A 14,191-nucleotide genomic window follows, 5' to 3' on the forward strand; every position below is an offset into this window, starting at 1 on the left:
TTTCTTTCATTGACACAATAGTCTTCAAAATAAGCTCTAAACATTACATTTGCCATCAAAGATAATCTACATAAAAAAGAGACAGTCCTCAGTGATTAACACTTTAGACTGTCCCTATTAGAACAATGCACTTTATTTCTGTGCCCAATATTTGTCTAGCTCTTGGTCTAGATATACCCAGCCCTTCCATGCAATATGAATCGTATCCATAATGAAATAAGGATCATAATCATGGCCAGAGAAATCAACAAATGGAACACCATTATCAGTCAATATCTGGTTCATTTTTTCGTAATATTTTTCACGACGATCAGCAGGATATTCAGTGTAGTCATACCAATGACCGTTTACTGGAATAGAGACGAATAGAGGCTTTGCACCAGCATCTTTTAAAATATCAATGACAAGCTGTAAATCCTCATATTCAGGCGAAGTCGTATAATCTTCGTTTTTGCGCATTCCTTCAAACTTTTTAATATTAGCATTTACAAGACGTTTATAAAATTTATTTTCAATCATTAAATCATTGGAAACACGTTTTTCGCCATATTTTTCGGCATTTTGTAGTTGTTGTTCAAACGTTTGGTCTACAACTAGTTTGTCATTACTTTTTAACTTACTTCCCTCTCGAGGGAATAGCGAGTAATACAAATCTTTTTTCTCTAAAAGTGCCTTTTGGATATGGCCGGCCATCATTGCAAGTCGCCCGATGATTGGTTTTTCCTTACCACCAGATAATTTATATTCATAAATTGTTCTTAGCAGATCATCGCGGTTTACAGTATCAAATTCAAGCAGGCGTTTCATTCCTCGATTTCGAAGATCTTCGTCAATGTTCTTATTGTATGCTAAATCATAAGCGTGCAACATCGAATAGTTAGGAGAAAAATGTAATTCATTCATTCCCTTTTTCGTAAACCATTGTGGGGAAATGATGAAAACAATTTTCTTATCCTTTAAATTCTTTTCCTGTGCAGCAAAATTTAAAAAGTGTGTAATAGACTGCATTCCACCACGCCCGACCATAAATGTCGTATACGGAGCGTTTGTCGCTCGAGCATAATTATAAGGATGGAAAGGATCAAAACGATTTAATTCTGAGGAGCCGTATAAAGGCATAGTATTAGGCTCCTGCAACATGCGCTCTTGAAAATACATCCCTTGGAACACTAACGGAGACATACTAGTCTTTGCTTGCTCTACTTCTTTATCTGAAATCCAAGCTTTTATCCAGGAATTAGGGAAGAATATAAAGGCGGCAAAAAGAGCAAAGGCAATTAATAATGATAGAAAGCCTTTCTTAATCATTGTCTTTCAGCTAATTCCGTTGCAATACGATTTGGCGTGTTCCATTCCTCACGGTTGAAATCAGTAATTGGCACTGAGATATTAAAGCGGCTTTCAATTTCCACTAATAAATTAATGGTACCGAATGAATCAAGAAGTCCTTCTTCAAATAAATCGATATCTGGGTTTTCTAAAATGATATCGTCCTCGCATAACTCTACTAACATTTCTAAAACTTGTTGTTTATCCATAATTATAAAATCTCCTTTAGTGTTTAGGCTGCGTTATTCATAAAAACATGAACAGAGCCATTAATTAAAATAATGTTCCTGAAAAAATATAGAAACCAAAGCAAATGGCATTAAACGTAATAAATACGCCAATTGCGTGAGTCCATTTATTTTTTGGCCAAATCTTGCGCTTTTTATTCCAACGTTCAAATTTATCAAAGCAAATAATTAATAAGGCATGGTAGAGACCGTAGACAACAAAGTGCAATTCTAATCCGTGCCAAATACCCATTAAAAAGAACAGTAAAAAGAAGCCAAGATAAGAAACTGTATATTTGTTTTTAATCCATTTTTTCTTTGTCATCCAAAGCACGAAGCGCATATAAACATAATCCCTGAACCAGAAGGAAAGACTCATATGCCAACGATTCCAGAAGTCTTTAATATTGCGACTCGAGAATGGACGGTTAAAGTTAATTGGCGTTTGAACACCCATAATGCGACTGACACCAACTGCAAAAGCACTATAACCTGCAAAATCAAAAAATAGATAAAAACTATACATATACATATACGCTAATTGCCCTTGAAAAGGTGTCAAATAGTTATAAGTTTGACTTGGTAAATAAATAAGCGTGTAATTGTATATTAAATAAGCCAAAATAAATTTATATAAAAAGCCTACAAATATATAATTGATCCCACTTAACAGTAGCTTTTGATAGTCTTGACCAGATGGCACTGTGTGCATATCTTTATAAAAGCGTCTCCAACGATCAATAGGTCCTGAAGTTATTGTTGGGAAGAACAGTAAGAAATAAGCAAGCTCAACTACAGAAATTTTATCCTTAATTAAGCCATCACGTGTTTCTAAAATCATTTGTACCGATTTGAAGGTAATATAGGATACCCCTAAAAATCCAAATAAATGATGAAGGCCAAGCATAGGCAGAACCTTCACAAGTACAAGTGGCAAAATAGACAGCAGTACAGCAATTACGAATACGGACGTGCTATTCTTCTGTAAGCGATATTTTTGGTAACCGATAATTAATAATAACTGAAATACTGTAAATAGTATAAGAGAAGTTGAGCCATTAAGGGAGTTACCAAAAATAAGAGCTAACACGACAATCGAAATAAAGATATTATAGCGTTTAGCTGATTTCCCACGTAGTCCTAAAATAATGGTTGGCATTAATAAAATACCAATGATGATGAAAAAAAATATATTTCCATAAGCCGTCATACTGTTTCCATAACCGCCAATCCTTTACGATCAACTTTACCATTTGTATTTAAAGGTAAAGAGTCAATATATTTGAACGTTTTCGGGATCATATATGATGGTAAATACTCCGCTAACAATGCTTTAAGCTGCTTCGTCATTTTGAAGGCAGAGTCCGTCAATGGCTCACGAAGAACAACAAACGCACTTAGTGAAACAATCTCATCATCTTTTGAAATAGGTATAACAACACAGCTAGCAACAGGTGGGAGATTGCCAATTTGCTTTTCAATTTCCTCGATTTCTAAACGATAACCGTGCAGTTTTACCTGGAAATCTTTACGGCCAGAAAAGAATAGATAGCCATCTTTTTCATAACCAACGTCCCCAGTTTTATAAATGCGTTGATCCCCTATTGTAGGAAACGCTTTAAGTGTTAAATCAGGCGCACCAAGATAACCTGCACTTACAGTCGGTCCAGAAATAATAATCTCGCCATCTTCTTGCAAGGATAGATTAGGCTCAGATAGAGGGGCGATTGGTAATTGGTCAAATTGTTCTAAAAGCTCCTTTGTCACTTCTACATAAGATACGGCAACAGTTGTTTCGGTAGGACCATATAAATTAAAAATAGAAGCTTGTGGGAAGCGCTGCATTAATTCTTTTGATACGGATACTGGTAAAACCTCTCCGCAGAATAAAAACGTATTTAAAGAAGGCATTAACGCCTGATCCCATTCCTTGTTCATTAAACACATCTTCGCAAAGGAAGGTGTCGAAGTCCAAACGCGAATTTCAGATGAAGCTAATGACTCAAATAACGCTTTTGGATTAGCAATTTGCTCTTGTGTAATAGCATAAAGAGTTTGCCCACTAACGAGTGCAGGATATAAATCCATCACAGATAAATCAAAGGAATAAGGCGCTTGATTTAGAAACACACCAGACTCCTGTAATGGGAAATGTTCATGCATCCAAGCAACAAAATGTGCTAAATTATCGGCTGTAATTTGGACACCTTTTGGCTTACCAGTAGAACCAGATGTGTAAATAATATAATGAATTTCTTGATCCTTAACCCAAGTTGAGGGCTCTGTCGAAATGCTAGTAGCTTGAGCCACTAAATCACTTACTTCCACAACAGGAACTGCTTGATTTGAGCTTAATGCTTCAGTTTTTAATAGCAAGCATGCCTGAGAAGCTTCTATAATAATCTGTAACCTTTCAGACGGTGTAGAAGAGTCAACCGGTACATACGAATGACCTGCCTTTACTGCACCTAAAAAGGCAACGATTTGTAAAGGTGACATATGCCCGTAGACGACGATAGGTTGTTGTCTTTTTAAATCAAGAGCCATTAAATATTGTGCTACATAATCAGAAAGATGCCAAAGCTCACCATACGTTAAAGAATCACTATTGGTTTGATATGCAGTTCGATGTGGATGCTGTTGTGCCACTTTTTGAATAGCCTCTAAAATACTTAACATAGTTTATATCTCCTTTTCTTAAAATTCCGTATATATAAATGGTCCTGCGTTCATATCATGGAAGCCATGGATAAAAAACAAGAGCGCTAAAATGATGAAGTAAAATAACGTAAAGCCTATAAAACGTAAAACCTCATTATTTTTAATGGATTGCATATGTCCACCTCCAATTAAAAATGAAAAAAGATTATAACTTTGTAAATATACTAAATAACTAGATATTTTTTCAAGTTTTTTCTAAAATTTAATTTTACACCCTAATTAAATTTTTAACACTGTTTTGACGGATTGTAGATAAAAATGTTGCTGAATTTCTCTTTATTCATAAAATCATAAGATTAATTTAAGGTAAAATTAAGGTTTTGGAAAACGTAACTAAAATAAAGGGAATAAAATCACTTTTGTTTCATCCCAACTGGTATTTTACTAAAATTACAATCACCTTTATTATCGCTGTTTTTCTGCTTGATTGGTACTTAAGAAATCCTTAAATTTCGTAATAGGACATTTTAAACAATCCATGTCTTCGTTACATTAAGCATACTAAATGAAAGTAAAATCAAGGTAAATTAGACGGAAAATATGGGTATAAATTATGATGAGATGCAGAAGGGGATAACCAAAATGGAAGCTGCAAAACAAGGACTTTGCCAAGACATATTTGAGCAAAAAAGAAAAGCGCCATCATCAAGTTAAACACCTCAACTTATGATAGCGCCCCGATTTTTATCCCGGTACAGAATCCCTAAGTAAGTGGGAGATTAACTCCCGAAAAAGCCCTTATTTGATTACATTTAAAACTTTTTTAGAAACGTAAAATTCAGTGCCGTTGTAAACATTGATTGTGTCGAAGGTGTGTGTTTTTGCTGTTTTGTCTTGTTCGTATATTAAAATGTTCTTATTAACTGGGATTGTAACGGTTACATTATTTTTTTGTGCAATAAATTTAGGATTTTCTTTATCAGCTAAGTCAATTTTAGATGTGTAGCCTTTTTCCATGAATGCTTTTGTTGCTGGTATATATAAATCGTCTGTAAGCTTATTTAAATCGAAGCCCATAAACTGTGCCATCGCATGTGCTAAATCCGTGTTTTCTACAAGACCTGTAATTTTAGATGGTCCGAATGAGTATAAAAACACATCATCACCAGTATGCCCACCAGTTGTAAAGCCAATATTAGCGCGGTTGGCAAGCATTTTTACCATTTCTTCTCCGGGGTCTTTAGCTAATTGTAATGTTGTGAGCTCGCCCACAGATAAATCATCTAATCCATAAAGTGCAGCGACTTCAACAATATTTGAATGATCTTCTTTTAATTGGCTTAGCGCACCTTCAATTGTCATTTTAGCTTTCTTTAGAGGATCGATATAGGCAGATACAGGGGTGTTGGGATAAGTATTCGTCGTGTTGGCATTCCCCATTGAAATACCGCTATTCCCATGGTCTGTAACAGCAATGACCATAGTATTGCCATCTTCTTTTGCAAAATCAATGGCTTCCTTGACTGCAGCATCGAACGATAAAATTTCGCTAATCATGCCAATTGTGTCATTGGCATGAGCCGCCCAGTCCACTTTACTCCCCTCTATAAATAGGAAGAAACCGTTCTCATTCTTTTTAAGGGTACCAATGGCTTTATTTGTCATCTCAGCAAGAGTAGGCTCGGATGCTCTTGTTTTGGCACGATCTAAATCATAGGCAAGGGCACTTGGAGCAAAACTTCCCCAAATTTTTGACGCTTTACTTTTAAAGAGCTCATCACGCGTTTTAACGATGTCATAATTTTCTTCCTTAAGGACATCCACTAAATTCTCGCCATCTTGACGAGCATTTTTAGTTGTGCCTGGTGCCAGAGATTCTAAACCGCCGCCTAATACGACATCAATGTTTTGATAAACTTGCTGCTCAGCGATGTCATCATATTGGCTTCTATGATTCACATGCGCGGAAAAGCCAGCTGGTGTAGCGTGCTGAATTTCCGAAGTAGAAATCAAACCAGTTGCCTTGCCCTGTTGTTTAGCCCCTTCTAAAACATTGGCTACAGGTCTATAGGCATCCTCTTTGGCAATTTGCTTTAGCCCTGGTGAATTAATAACGGATGGTAGCACACCCACAAACTTATTATTCGATTTATGCCCAGTTGCTAACGCAGTAGCGGCAGGAGCAGAGTCAGTAATAGCTGAATCGGCAGAATATGTACGCACTGCCCCTGATAAAATTTCATCCATCGCTAAGCCTTCACCTTTATACCAACGAGAAAGGGTAACAGCATTATTACTACTACCATCCATCACGAGCATAATCACATTTGTTGGCTTCTTAGCTTGGGCAGCTTGTACTTGCGGCTGGGCGATACTAATCGACGACAAAGCAATAGCACTTGCTAACAACAATGAACTCCATTTTTTTGAGTATTTCATGACTTTCCTCCTTAGGGTCAATTCACAAGTAAATGTAAAGGAAGGTGTAAAGCAAGGATGAATTTAGGGGATAGTGTTAATTCCAAAAGTGTGTGGTTGATTTCCGTTCCGACTGGGCGCTTTGTCGCTGACGCTACGCTTTCGCGCAGATAAAACATTTGTAGCTGTCGCTTTGCTTTCGCTACAGAAAACATTTGTTGTTGCTGACGCTACGCTTTCGCACAGAGCAAAGCTTCCTAGGGGCATCCGATGAGCCGCTTCGTTCCTCTATCGCTAATCCCCAAGGAGTCGCCCTGTCTCCACTCCAATCAACTTTTACTCATGACGTATGTTTTTAAATAGATTAAAGACAGAAGGTGAAAGTAGAATCTGCTTACTATCCATTGATTGATGGAAGCATGCAGATTCTTGAAATGGCTATAAATTTTGGGAACGTTTTTCACCGTCAATGGTTTCGTATAATAAAGCCCCTTTATCATCAATGAACAAGTTTAAAACCTCTTCCTCTAATAACACTTCTTCTGAGCCATCGTTTATAAATATCTTTGTTAAAAAGCCGGCATTATCATAATCACTGCAATAAATCGCATCGCCAACAGCCGCCAAGTAATAGCAGGATGTTTCCGTAACTTGTCTATTTTGTTTTGCTGCTAAATCATAGGCGTATACCATGCTATCGGTCATGCTATTATAATAAATAATGTTGCCAACAGTATCTGCGTACCACATATCATGCATAAAATCATACGCATTGCTCGTAGCAGCAAAATAGTTTTCATTTGCCCAAATATGATCTTCACTTAGTTTCTCGTCATTCACTAAAAAATATGCGTAGGAAATAGCATATGGTTCATCAGGATTAACATCATTCCAAGTCGTGTCAACATGATACCAATCACCATTAACATTTACTAAATTCCATGCATGAAGCTGATTATCGCTAAAGCCATATACATATTTAGCATCAAGATCAGCCGCCAAAAATAAACGATAGGCTAATAATGCATAAGCTTGACAAACACCCGTTTCTTTACTGATTAATTCATAAACGGATTGTCCTTCTGACGCATCTTTATCAGAATAAGTGGCCAGTTGTACGACAAAGTCATTAACGGCTTTAGCACGATGAAAATCATCCATGTCATTTGTAATAAACTTATTTGCAAATTCCTGCACATAAGCATCAATTTTCTTTTCCTTCTTGGCATCTGTTAAATATGTAAAATCAAACTCTACCTCGTAACCATTAGCTACTTCCCATGCTTCCCAATTGTAATTTTCAACGTATCCTGCTGTATAAGGATTAACGAAATTAATTATGTTATAAATATCATTTAGTTGTTCTTCAAATGCATCCCAATCTAATTTTCCTTTATAAACTATTGTAAAATTTGTATCAAATTTTGTTATATGCTTCTCAACTTTTTTTGAAAATTGAAGCAAAGCAGGATCTTCCTTAAATAATGTCGTTGAAAAAAGATCTTCAGTAGCAAACTCAACTGATGGAGCTTTACTAGTAGGTAGCTTGACATCCATAGAAGTTTCTTCTACTGATTCAGGTTCCTCTTGTAATCCAGGCTCCTCTTGTACTAATACTTCGGCGATCTTGATAGCAGCTGAGCAAGCGCTAAGCATGCTTAAAATAATAAGTGAAAAAATCAGCAATATACTCTTTTTCATAATTCCTCCCATTATAATTACATTTTTAACTCATCACTAAAACGTGAGGTTGATTTCCGCGCTTTTACTGGGGCGTTCGATGAGCCGCCCCAGCCTTCACCCCAATCAACTTATACGAATGGCATATGTTTTGAAATTTTAGTGATGGCTATGTTTTTAACTATTATAGGATAATATGGTAGTGGAATGGTATGTTAATTTTTTAGAAAAACTAACCGATGGAGGGGAAATGAGGGCAATTGTTAATCTCAGTTTGTCAAGAGAACCTTTTTTTGTTATAATATGATATGTTGTGATGTTCGAAGTTCGGGAGGTGCAGTGAATGCATACAGTAGTATTAGTTTCATTAGTTATCGTATCAATAGCGTTAATCGTTGTAGTATTACTTCAATCTAGTAAAAGTGCAGGCTTGTCAGGTGCCATCTCGGGTGGAGCTGAACAACTATTTGGAAAGCAAAAAGCACGCGGTATGGATTTAATCCTTCATCGTGCAACAATTGTGTTAGCAATATTATTCTTTATTTTAGCACTCGCTATTACAAAAATCTAATAGTTGAAGATATATCGCCTAACCTTTATTGGTTGGGCGTTTTCTTTTATAGTACTAATTATTTGGACGCCAATACATAGTTAGTTCAGTAAAGTGAACACCCGCGCGGAGCAGAGAAATACTCGCGCGAAGCAGGGAAATACTTGCGCGGAGCAGTGAAATACTCGCGGAAGCGAGGCGAATACTCGCGCGGGGCAAGGAAATACTCGCGGAAGCGAAGCGAATACTCGCGCGAAGTAGTGAAATACTCGCGGAAGCAAGGCGAATACTCGCGCGGAGCAGTGAAATACTCGCGGAAGCAATGCGAATACTCGCGCAGAGCAGTGAAATACTCGCGGAAGCAAGGCGAATACTCGCGCGGGGCAAGGAAATACTCGCGGAAGCAGGGCGAATACTCGCGCGGAGCAGTGAAATACTCGCGGAAGCAAGGCGAATACTCGCGCAGAGCAGTGAAATACTCGCGGAAGCAATGCGAATACTCGCGGAAGCAAGGTGAATACTCGCGCGAAGCAGGGAAATACTTGCGGAAGAGAGGCGAATACTCGCGCGGAGCAGTGAAATACTCGCGGAAGCAATGCGAATACTCGCGCGAAGCAGGGAAATACTCGCGGAAGCGAAGCGAATACTCGCGCGGAGCAGTGAAATACTCGCGGAAGCGAAGCAAATGCTCGCGCAAGGAAGGTAAATACCCGCGAATATCAAATAGGCGGATGGAAAAGCTAGAGTGATGGATAGAATCATAGAATTCCCGAAGTCGTGGATAGAAGAGCCAAAATCGTGGATAGAATCCCAGAAGTCGTGGATAGAACCATCAAAATCGTGGATAGAAGAGCCAAAATGATGGATAGAATCCTCAAAATGCCAGAATGATCATCGGGTTGCCAGAAAAGACCATCAAATTAATAAAAAAAGTAACAATCGTCAAAACTTTTGAGGAAGCTTCAGTATGGCTATAATGGTAATAGTATGTATTTGGATGAAGGAGAGCTCGCAATGAAAAAATCGTTATCACAGCCTTTTTTCTTTCAGGCAGGACCTAGAGCAGTTTTGTTATTGCATGGGTTTACGGGAAGCTCGGCGGATGTGCGGATGCTTGGTAGATTTTTAGAGAAAAAAGGGTATACTACATTAGCACCTCATTATAAAGGTCACGGTGTGGAGCCTGAGGAACTTATTACAACAGGTCCTGCCGATTGGTGGCAGGATGTCGTAGCCGCGTATAAACAGCTGCAGGATGCTGGCTATGAGGAGATTGCTGTTGCTGGCTTGTCATTGGGTGGGGTGATGGCTTTAAATGTTGCGCTGAATAACCCAGTGAAAGGTATAGTGACAATGTGTTCTCCTATGACGATGCGTACAACAGATGTTATGTTTCAAGGTGTACTAAAATATGCAAGGGACTATAAAAAGTTCCAAGGTAAAGACGAGCAGCAAATTGAAGCTGAGGTTGCGTTAATTGCTGAAAAGGGCATGCCATCTCTACAGGAGTTGCGAGAGTTTATTGCTCGGACACGTCAAGAAATTGACATGATTTATGCACCAATTTTTGTCGTACAGGCGACAAATGATGAGGTAATTGAGACAGAATCTGCCAACATTATATATAATCAAACTGAGTCACTTGAAAAACAAATCAAGTGGTATGAAAACTCAAAACATGTTATTACGTTAGATCAAGAAAAAGATCAGTTACATGAAGATATTTATCGCTTTTTAGAAAGCCTAAATTGGGCACAATAAAAATATAATTAGGATTTTCTCATGAAGGAGGGAAATTATGAAAGACCAGAAAGATACACTACAAAGTCGTTTACTCGATTTTTTCAGTGAAGAAGAATATAAACCATTAACCGTTGGCGAAATCGAGGATGTATTTGGTTTTAAAGATGCTGACGAATTTAAAGAATTAGTGAAAACGTTAGTGCGTATGGAGGGGCAAGGCTTAGTTGTGCGTTCTCGCTCTAATCGCTATGGCCTGCCAGAGCGCATGAATTTACTTCGAGGTAAATTTATCGGTCACGCGAAAGGCTTTGGCTTTGTGGCACCTGATATTGAAGGGATGGATGATGTTTTCATTCCACCACATGAAATAAATGGTGCGATTAACGGCGATATCGTTTTAATACGTGTTTTAAAGGAATCGTTCGGTGATCGTCGTGAAGGTACGGTGACAAAGGTAGTAGAGCGTGGACAAACGAGCTTTGTTGGGACGTTCCAAGCAAATCGAGGCTTTGGCTTTGTTGTTTTAGATGACAAAAAACTACCGATGGACATTTTCATTGCTAAGGGAGATACGCTAGGGGCAGTCGATGGACACAAGGTTGTCGTTGAGGTAGCTACTTGGCCAGAAGATTTAAAATCAGCAACAGGCTATATCACTAAAATTTTAGGGCACAAAAATGACCCAGGTGTGGATATTCTATCTATTTTATATAAGCATGACATTCCACCTGAATTCCCAGAAGAAGTAGTTGCTGCTGCGCAACAAGTGCCAGATGAAATTACAGAGGCAGATTTAGAGGGCCGCCGTGATTTACGCCACGAAACGATTGTGACAATCGATGGAGCTGACGCGAAGGATTTGGATGATGCTGTAACCGTAACAAAAAATGTAGACGGTACTTATAAACTTGGCGTACATATTGCAGATGTTAGTTATTATGTAACACAAGGCTCTGTAATAGATATTGAAGCTTATGATCGTGCGACGAGTGTATATTTAACAGACCGCGTTATTCCAATGATTCCGCATCGATTATCGAATGGAATCTGTTCATTAAATCCACAGGTTGACCGTCTAGTACTGTCTTGTGAAATGATTATTGATGCAAATGGTAATGTGATTTCACATGAAATATTCCAAAGTGTCATTAAAACAACTGAGCGTATGACATATAGAGACGTTTACAAAATTTTAGAGGAGCAAGACGAAGCACTACTTGCCCGCTATGAGCCACTAGTACCAATGTTTAAACATATGGCTGAGCTGTCTAACATTTTACGTACTAAACGTGAAATGCGTGGTGCAATTGACTTTGACTTTAAAGAATCTAAAGTGATCGTGGACGAAGATGGTTGGCCAGTAGATATCGAATTACGTGAACGTACAGTAGCTGAGAAATTAATTGAAGATTTCATGCTAGCTGCCAACGAAACAGTCGCAGAGCATTTCCATTGGATGAATGTACCGTTCCTTTACCGTATTCACGAAGATCCAAAGCCAGAAAAACTGCAACGCTTCTTTGAATTTGTCACGAATTTCGGTATTTTAATCAAAGGTACAGGAAACACAGTACATCCAAAGGCACTACAGGATGTATTAAAAGCCATTGAAGGCATGCCAGAGGAGCCTGTTATTTCAACGATGCTTCTACGCTCAATGCAGCAGGCAAAATATTACCCTGAAAGCTTAGGTCACTTTGGTTTATCAACTGATTTCTATACACACTTTACGTCACCAATTCGACGTTATCCAGACTTAATCGTCCATCGTTTAATTCGTACGTATTTAATTAATAAAGATACATCAAAAGAAACAGTTGCACAGTGGAGTATGGCGATGGATGAAATTGCTGACCATACGTCAGAACGTGAACGCCGTGCAGTCGATGCAGAACGCGATACGGATGCACTGAAAAAAGCACAATATATGTCCGATAAAATCGGTGAAGAGTTTGAAGGTATCGTCTCATCCATTACAAACTTCGGGATTTTCGTTGAGCTACCAAACACGATTGAAGGACTTGTCCATATTAGCAATATGACAGATGACTACTATCGCTTTGACGATCGTCAAATGATGATGATCGGTGAACGTACAAATCGTCAATTCCGTATTGGTGATGAAGTTACAGTACGTGTAGCAAATGTTATTATTGAGGAGTCATCGATTGACTTTGAAATCGTCGGAATGGTAACGTCTTATGGACGAACTCGAAAAGCAGCACCGACTGTTATTCACGCACGCAAAAATTATAGCGACAACAAAGATGGTCGTAATGGCCGCAAAGGTGGTCGCAACGGGGGAGAGAGAGGCGTACGTGGCAGTCGCAGTGGTCGCAACGAAGAAGAACGAGGTGGACGTGGCAGTCGCAATGGTCGTAACGAAGAAGGACGAGGCGGACATGGCAGTCGCAATGGTCGTAACGAAGAAGGACGAGGCGGACAAGGAGAACGACGTGAAAACGACCGTGATCCACGAGGACGCCGCAAAGATAGCTCAAGCCCAGGCCCTAAAAAAGGCGTGAAGCAAAAGCAAAAGTTCTACGAAGGCGTCGCCAAGAAAAACAAAAAGAAAAAACCAAAACGTAAATAACGTAAAAGTATAAGTATAAGTGAAGGCACCAATTGACGCTTTAAAGCAATTTGAAGCGGGTGCTTTCACTTTATCAATAAAAGCGGGTTGAACCTGCTTAACCTTTAACTTCTTTCAGCAGAAGTCTCCTACCTCTATAGGTGGTGTGATGAATGCCGGATTTAAGTTACTTTTCAGCGGGTGTCCAAACAGCCGCTGAAAGAAGTTAAAGCCTCCGGCGGATGTCACGGATTCGGCTTTGTGCAGGCACAAAGCCGAATCCAGACGCAATTATGCCGAGGCATAATTGATGAAGAGGGTGATTTTATATGGCAAAAGGTACTGGAAAAGTATTAGCACAAAACAAAAAAGCCGGGCACGACTACTTCATTGAAGAGACAATTGAAGCGGGCATGGTGCTCACAGGCACAGAAATTAAATCCATCCGTGCAGGAAGGGTTCAACTAAAAGAATCCTATGTACAAATCCGAAGCGGTGAAGCATGGATCAACAATATGCATGTCAGCTCATTCGAACAAGGCAACCGCTTTAACCATGACCCACTACGCGCCCGCAAGCTACTGCTTCATAAAAAGCAAATCGGCGAGCTAGTCGGTGCCGTAAAACGTGACGGCTACACAATCGTCCCATTAAAAATGTACATTAAAGACGGCTACGCCAAACTACTAATCGGTGTCGGCAAAGGGAAAAAAGATTACGACAAACGCAACGACATGCGCAAAAAAGAAGCCAAACGCGACATGGAACGTGCCTTCAAAGCAAAGAATCAAGATTAATAGATTGTTAGGAAGAGGCTGGGACATAACTAGCTTCAATTAGTGAGAAATCCGAATTTGAATKMATTCAAATTCGGATTTCTCTATTTTTTATGTTGTCTCCATCTAGCTCTTAGTTAATGGCTGTGAATTTCCTTAAATTCACGGCCATTAATGCGAGGCCCATYTCGTTTTCAACCTTCGATTTTCCTCGTACAGAAAATCGAGTGAAACG

At 38.9% G+C, this 14,191-nt stretch carries 13 protein-coding genes; 5 read left to right on the forward strand and 8 right to left on the reverse strand.

What is annotated here, in order from left to right; translation table 11 throughout:
- Positions 1 to 132: 132 nt before the first annotated feature.
- From dltD to AC1DCY_RS21940, 8 genes are all read right to left on the reverse strand, one after another.
- Positions 133 to 1,308 (reverse strand): D-alanyl-lipoteichoic acid biosynthesis protein DltD, encoded by a 1,176-nt coding sequence (gene dltD, locus AC1DCY_RS21905; protein ID WP_477353506.1) that lies wholly within the window; start codon positions 1,306 to 1,308, stop codon positions 133 to 135.
- A complete protein-coding gene (dltC, locus tag AC1DCY_RS21910) occupies positions 1,305 to 1,538 on the reverse strand; it encodes a D-alanine--poly(phosphoribitol) ligase subunit 2 (RefSeq protein ID WP_477353507.1) in 234 nt (77 codons plus the stop codon). Before dltC ends, dltD begins: the two co-directional genes overlap by 4 nt.
- 64 nt (positions 1,539 to 1,602) lie before the next feature.
- Entirely contained in the window at positions 1,603 to 2,766 is a 1,164-nt protein-coding gene (dltB, locus tag AC1DCY_RS21915; RefSeq protein WP_477353508.1) for a D-alanyl-lipoteichoic acid biosynthesis protein DltB, read from the reverse strand.
- On the reverse strand, positions 2,763 to 4,235 hold the full coding sequence (gene dltA / locus AC1DCY_RS21920) for a D-alanine--poly(phosphoribitol) ligase subunit DltA (protein WP_477353509.1): 1,473 nt from the start codon (positions 4,233 to 4,235) through the stop codon (positions 2,763 to 2,765). Before dltA ends, dltB begins: the two co-directional genes overlap by 4 nt.
- An 18-nt stretch (positions 4,236 to 4,253) precedes the next feature.
- Positions 4,254 to 4,391 (reverse strand): teichoic acid D-Ala incorporation-associated protein DltX, encoded by a 138-nt coding sequence (locus AC1DCY_RS21925; protein WP_370081792.1) that lies wholly within the window; start codon positions 4,389 to 4,391, stop codon positions 4,254 to 4,256.
- A 624-nt stretch (positions 4,392 to 5,015) separates the two neighbouring features.
- Positions 5,016 to 6,656, reverse strand: coding sequence for an alkaline phosphatase (locus AC1DCY_RS21930; protein WP_477353510.1), 1,641 nt, complete (start codon positions 6,654 to 6,656; stop codon positions 5,016 to 5,018).
- 63 nt (positions 6,657 to 6,719) lie between these two features.
- On the reverse strand, positions 6,720 to 6,902 hold the full coding sequence (locus AC1DCY_RS21935) for a hypothetical protein (protein WP_477353511.1): 183 nt from the start codon (positions 6,900 to 6,902) through the stop codon (positions 6,720 to 6,722).
- A gap of 171 nt (positions 6,903 to 7,073) precedes the next feature.
- Complete coding sequence (locus AC1DCY_RS21940) at positions 7,074 to 8,336, reverse strand: transglutaminase domain-containing protein (RefSeq protein ID WP_477353512.1); 1,263 nt, start codon at positions 8,334 to 8,336, stop codon at positions 7,074 to 7,076.
- A gap of 322 nt (positions 8,337 to 8,658) precedes the next feature.
- On the opposite strand from AC1DCY_RS21940, the gene secG reads away from it, so the two are divergent.
- The 5 genes from secG (at position 8,659) to smpB (ending at position 13,977) form a co-directional block, all read left to right on the forward strand.
- Positions 8,659 to 8,886: a preprotein translocase subunit SecG gene (secG, locus tag AC1DCY_RS21945; RefSeq protein ID WP_370042596.1), complete on the forward strand. Its 228-nt coding sequence runs from the start codon at positions 8,659 to 8,661 to the stop codon at positions 8,884 to 8,886.
- A gap of 143 nt (positions 8,887 to 9,029) precedes the next feature.
- Positions 9,030 to 9,614 (forward strand): hypothetical protein, encoded by a 585-nt coding sequence (locus tag AC1DCY_RS21950; protein ID WP_477353513.1) that lies wholly within the window; start codon positions 9,030 to 9,032, stop codon positions 9,612 to 9,614.
- Between the two features lie 265 nt (positions 9,615 to 9,879).
- Positions 9,880 to 10,626, forward strand: coding sequence for an alpha/beta hydrolase (locus tag AC1DCY_RS21955; protein ID WP_477353514.1), 747 nt, complete (start codon positions 9,880 to 9,882; stop codon positions 10,624 to 10,626).
- A 37-nt stretch (positions 10,627 to 10,663) separates the two neighbouring features.
- A complete protein-coding gene (gene rnr / locus AC1DCY_RS21960) occupies positions 10,664 to 13,201 on the forward strand; it encodes a ribonuclease R (RefSeq protein WP_477353515.1) in 2,538 nt (845 codons plus the stop codon).
- A gap of 308 nt (positions 13,202 to 13,509) precedes the next feature.
- Positions 13,510 to 13,977 (forward strand): SsrA-binding protein SmpB, encoded by a 468-nt coding sequence (gene smpB / locus AC1DCY_RS21965; protein WP_049669013.1) that lies wholly within the window; start codon positions 13,510 to 13,512, stop codon positions 13,975 to 13,977.
- Positions 13,978 to 14,191: the final 214 nt, after the last annotated feature.

This window comes from Lysinibacillus sp. 10T31 (assembly GCF_056394365.1).

What these genes read in the sequence shown, in the direction of transcription:
- dltD (WP_477353506.1), bottom strand. Translation starts at nt 1,308, where the DNA reads ATGATTAAGAAAGGCTTTCTATCATTATTAATTGCCTTTGCTCTTTTT.
- dltC (WP_477353507.1), bottom strand. Translation starts at nt 1,538, where the DNA reads ATGGATAAACAACAAGTTTTAGAAATGTTAGTAGAGTTATGCGAGGAC.
- dltB (WP_477353508.1), bottom strand. Translation starts at nt 2,766, where the DNA reads ATGACGGCTTATGGAAATATATTTTTTTTCATCATCATTGGTATTTTA.
- dltA (WP_477353509.1), bottom strand. Translation starts at nt 4,235, where the DNA reads ATGTTAAGTATTTTAGAGGCTATTCAAAAAGTGGCACAACAGCATCCA.
- AC1DCY_RS21925 (WP_370081792.1), bottom strand. Translation starts at nt 4,391, where the DNA reads ATGCAATCCATTAAAAATAATGAGGTTTTACGTTTTATAGGCTTTACG.
- AC1DCY_RS21930 (WP_477353510.1), bottom strand. Translation starts at nt 6,656, where the DNA reads ATGAAATACTCAAAAAAATGGAGTTCATTGTTGTTAGCAAGTGCTATT.
- AC1DCY_RS21935 (WP_477353511.1), bottom strand. Translation starts at nt 6,902, where the DNA reads ATGCCCCTAGGAAGCTTTGCTCTGTGCGAAAGCGTAGCGTCAGCAACA.
- AC1DCY_RS21940 (WP_477353512.1), bottom strand. Translation starts at nt 8,336, where the DNA reads ATGAAAAAGAGTATATTGCTGATTTTTTCACTTATTATTTTAAGCATG.
- secG (WP_370042596.1), top strand. Translation starts at nt 8,659, where the DNA reads ATGCATACAGTAGTATTAGTTTCATTAGTTATCGTATCAATAGCGTTA.
- AC1DCY_RS21955 (WP_477353514.1), top strand. Translation starts at nt 9,880, where the DNA reads ATGAAAAAATCGTTATCACAGCCTTTTTTCTTTCAGGCAGGACCTAGA.
- rnr (WP_477353515.1), top strand. Translation starts at nt 10,664, where the DNA reads ATGAAAGACCAGAAAGATACACTACAAAGTCGTTTACTCGATTTTTTC.
- smpB (WP_049669013.1), top strand. Translation starts at nt 13,510, where the DNA reads ATGGCAAAAGGTACTGGAAAAGTATTAGCACAAAACAAAAAAGCCGGG.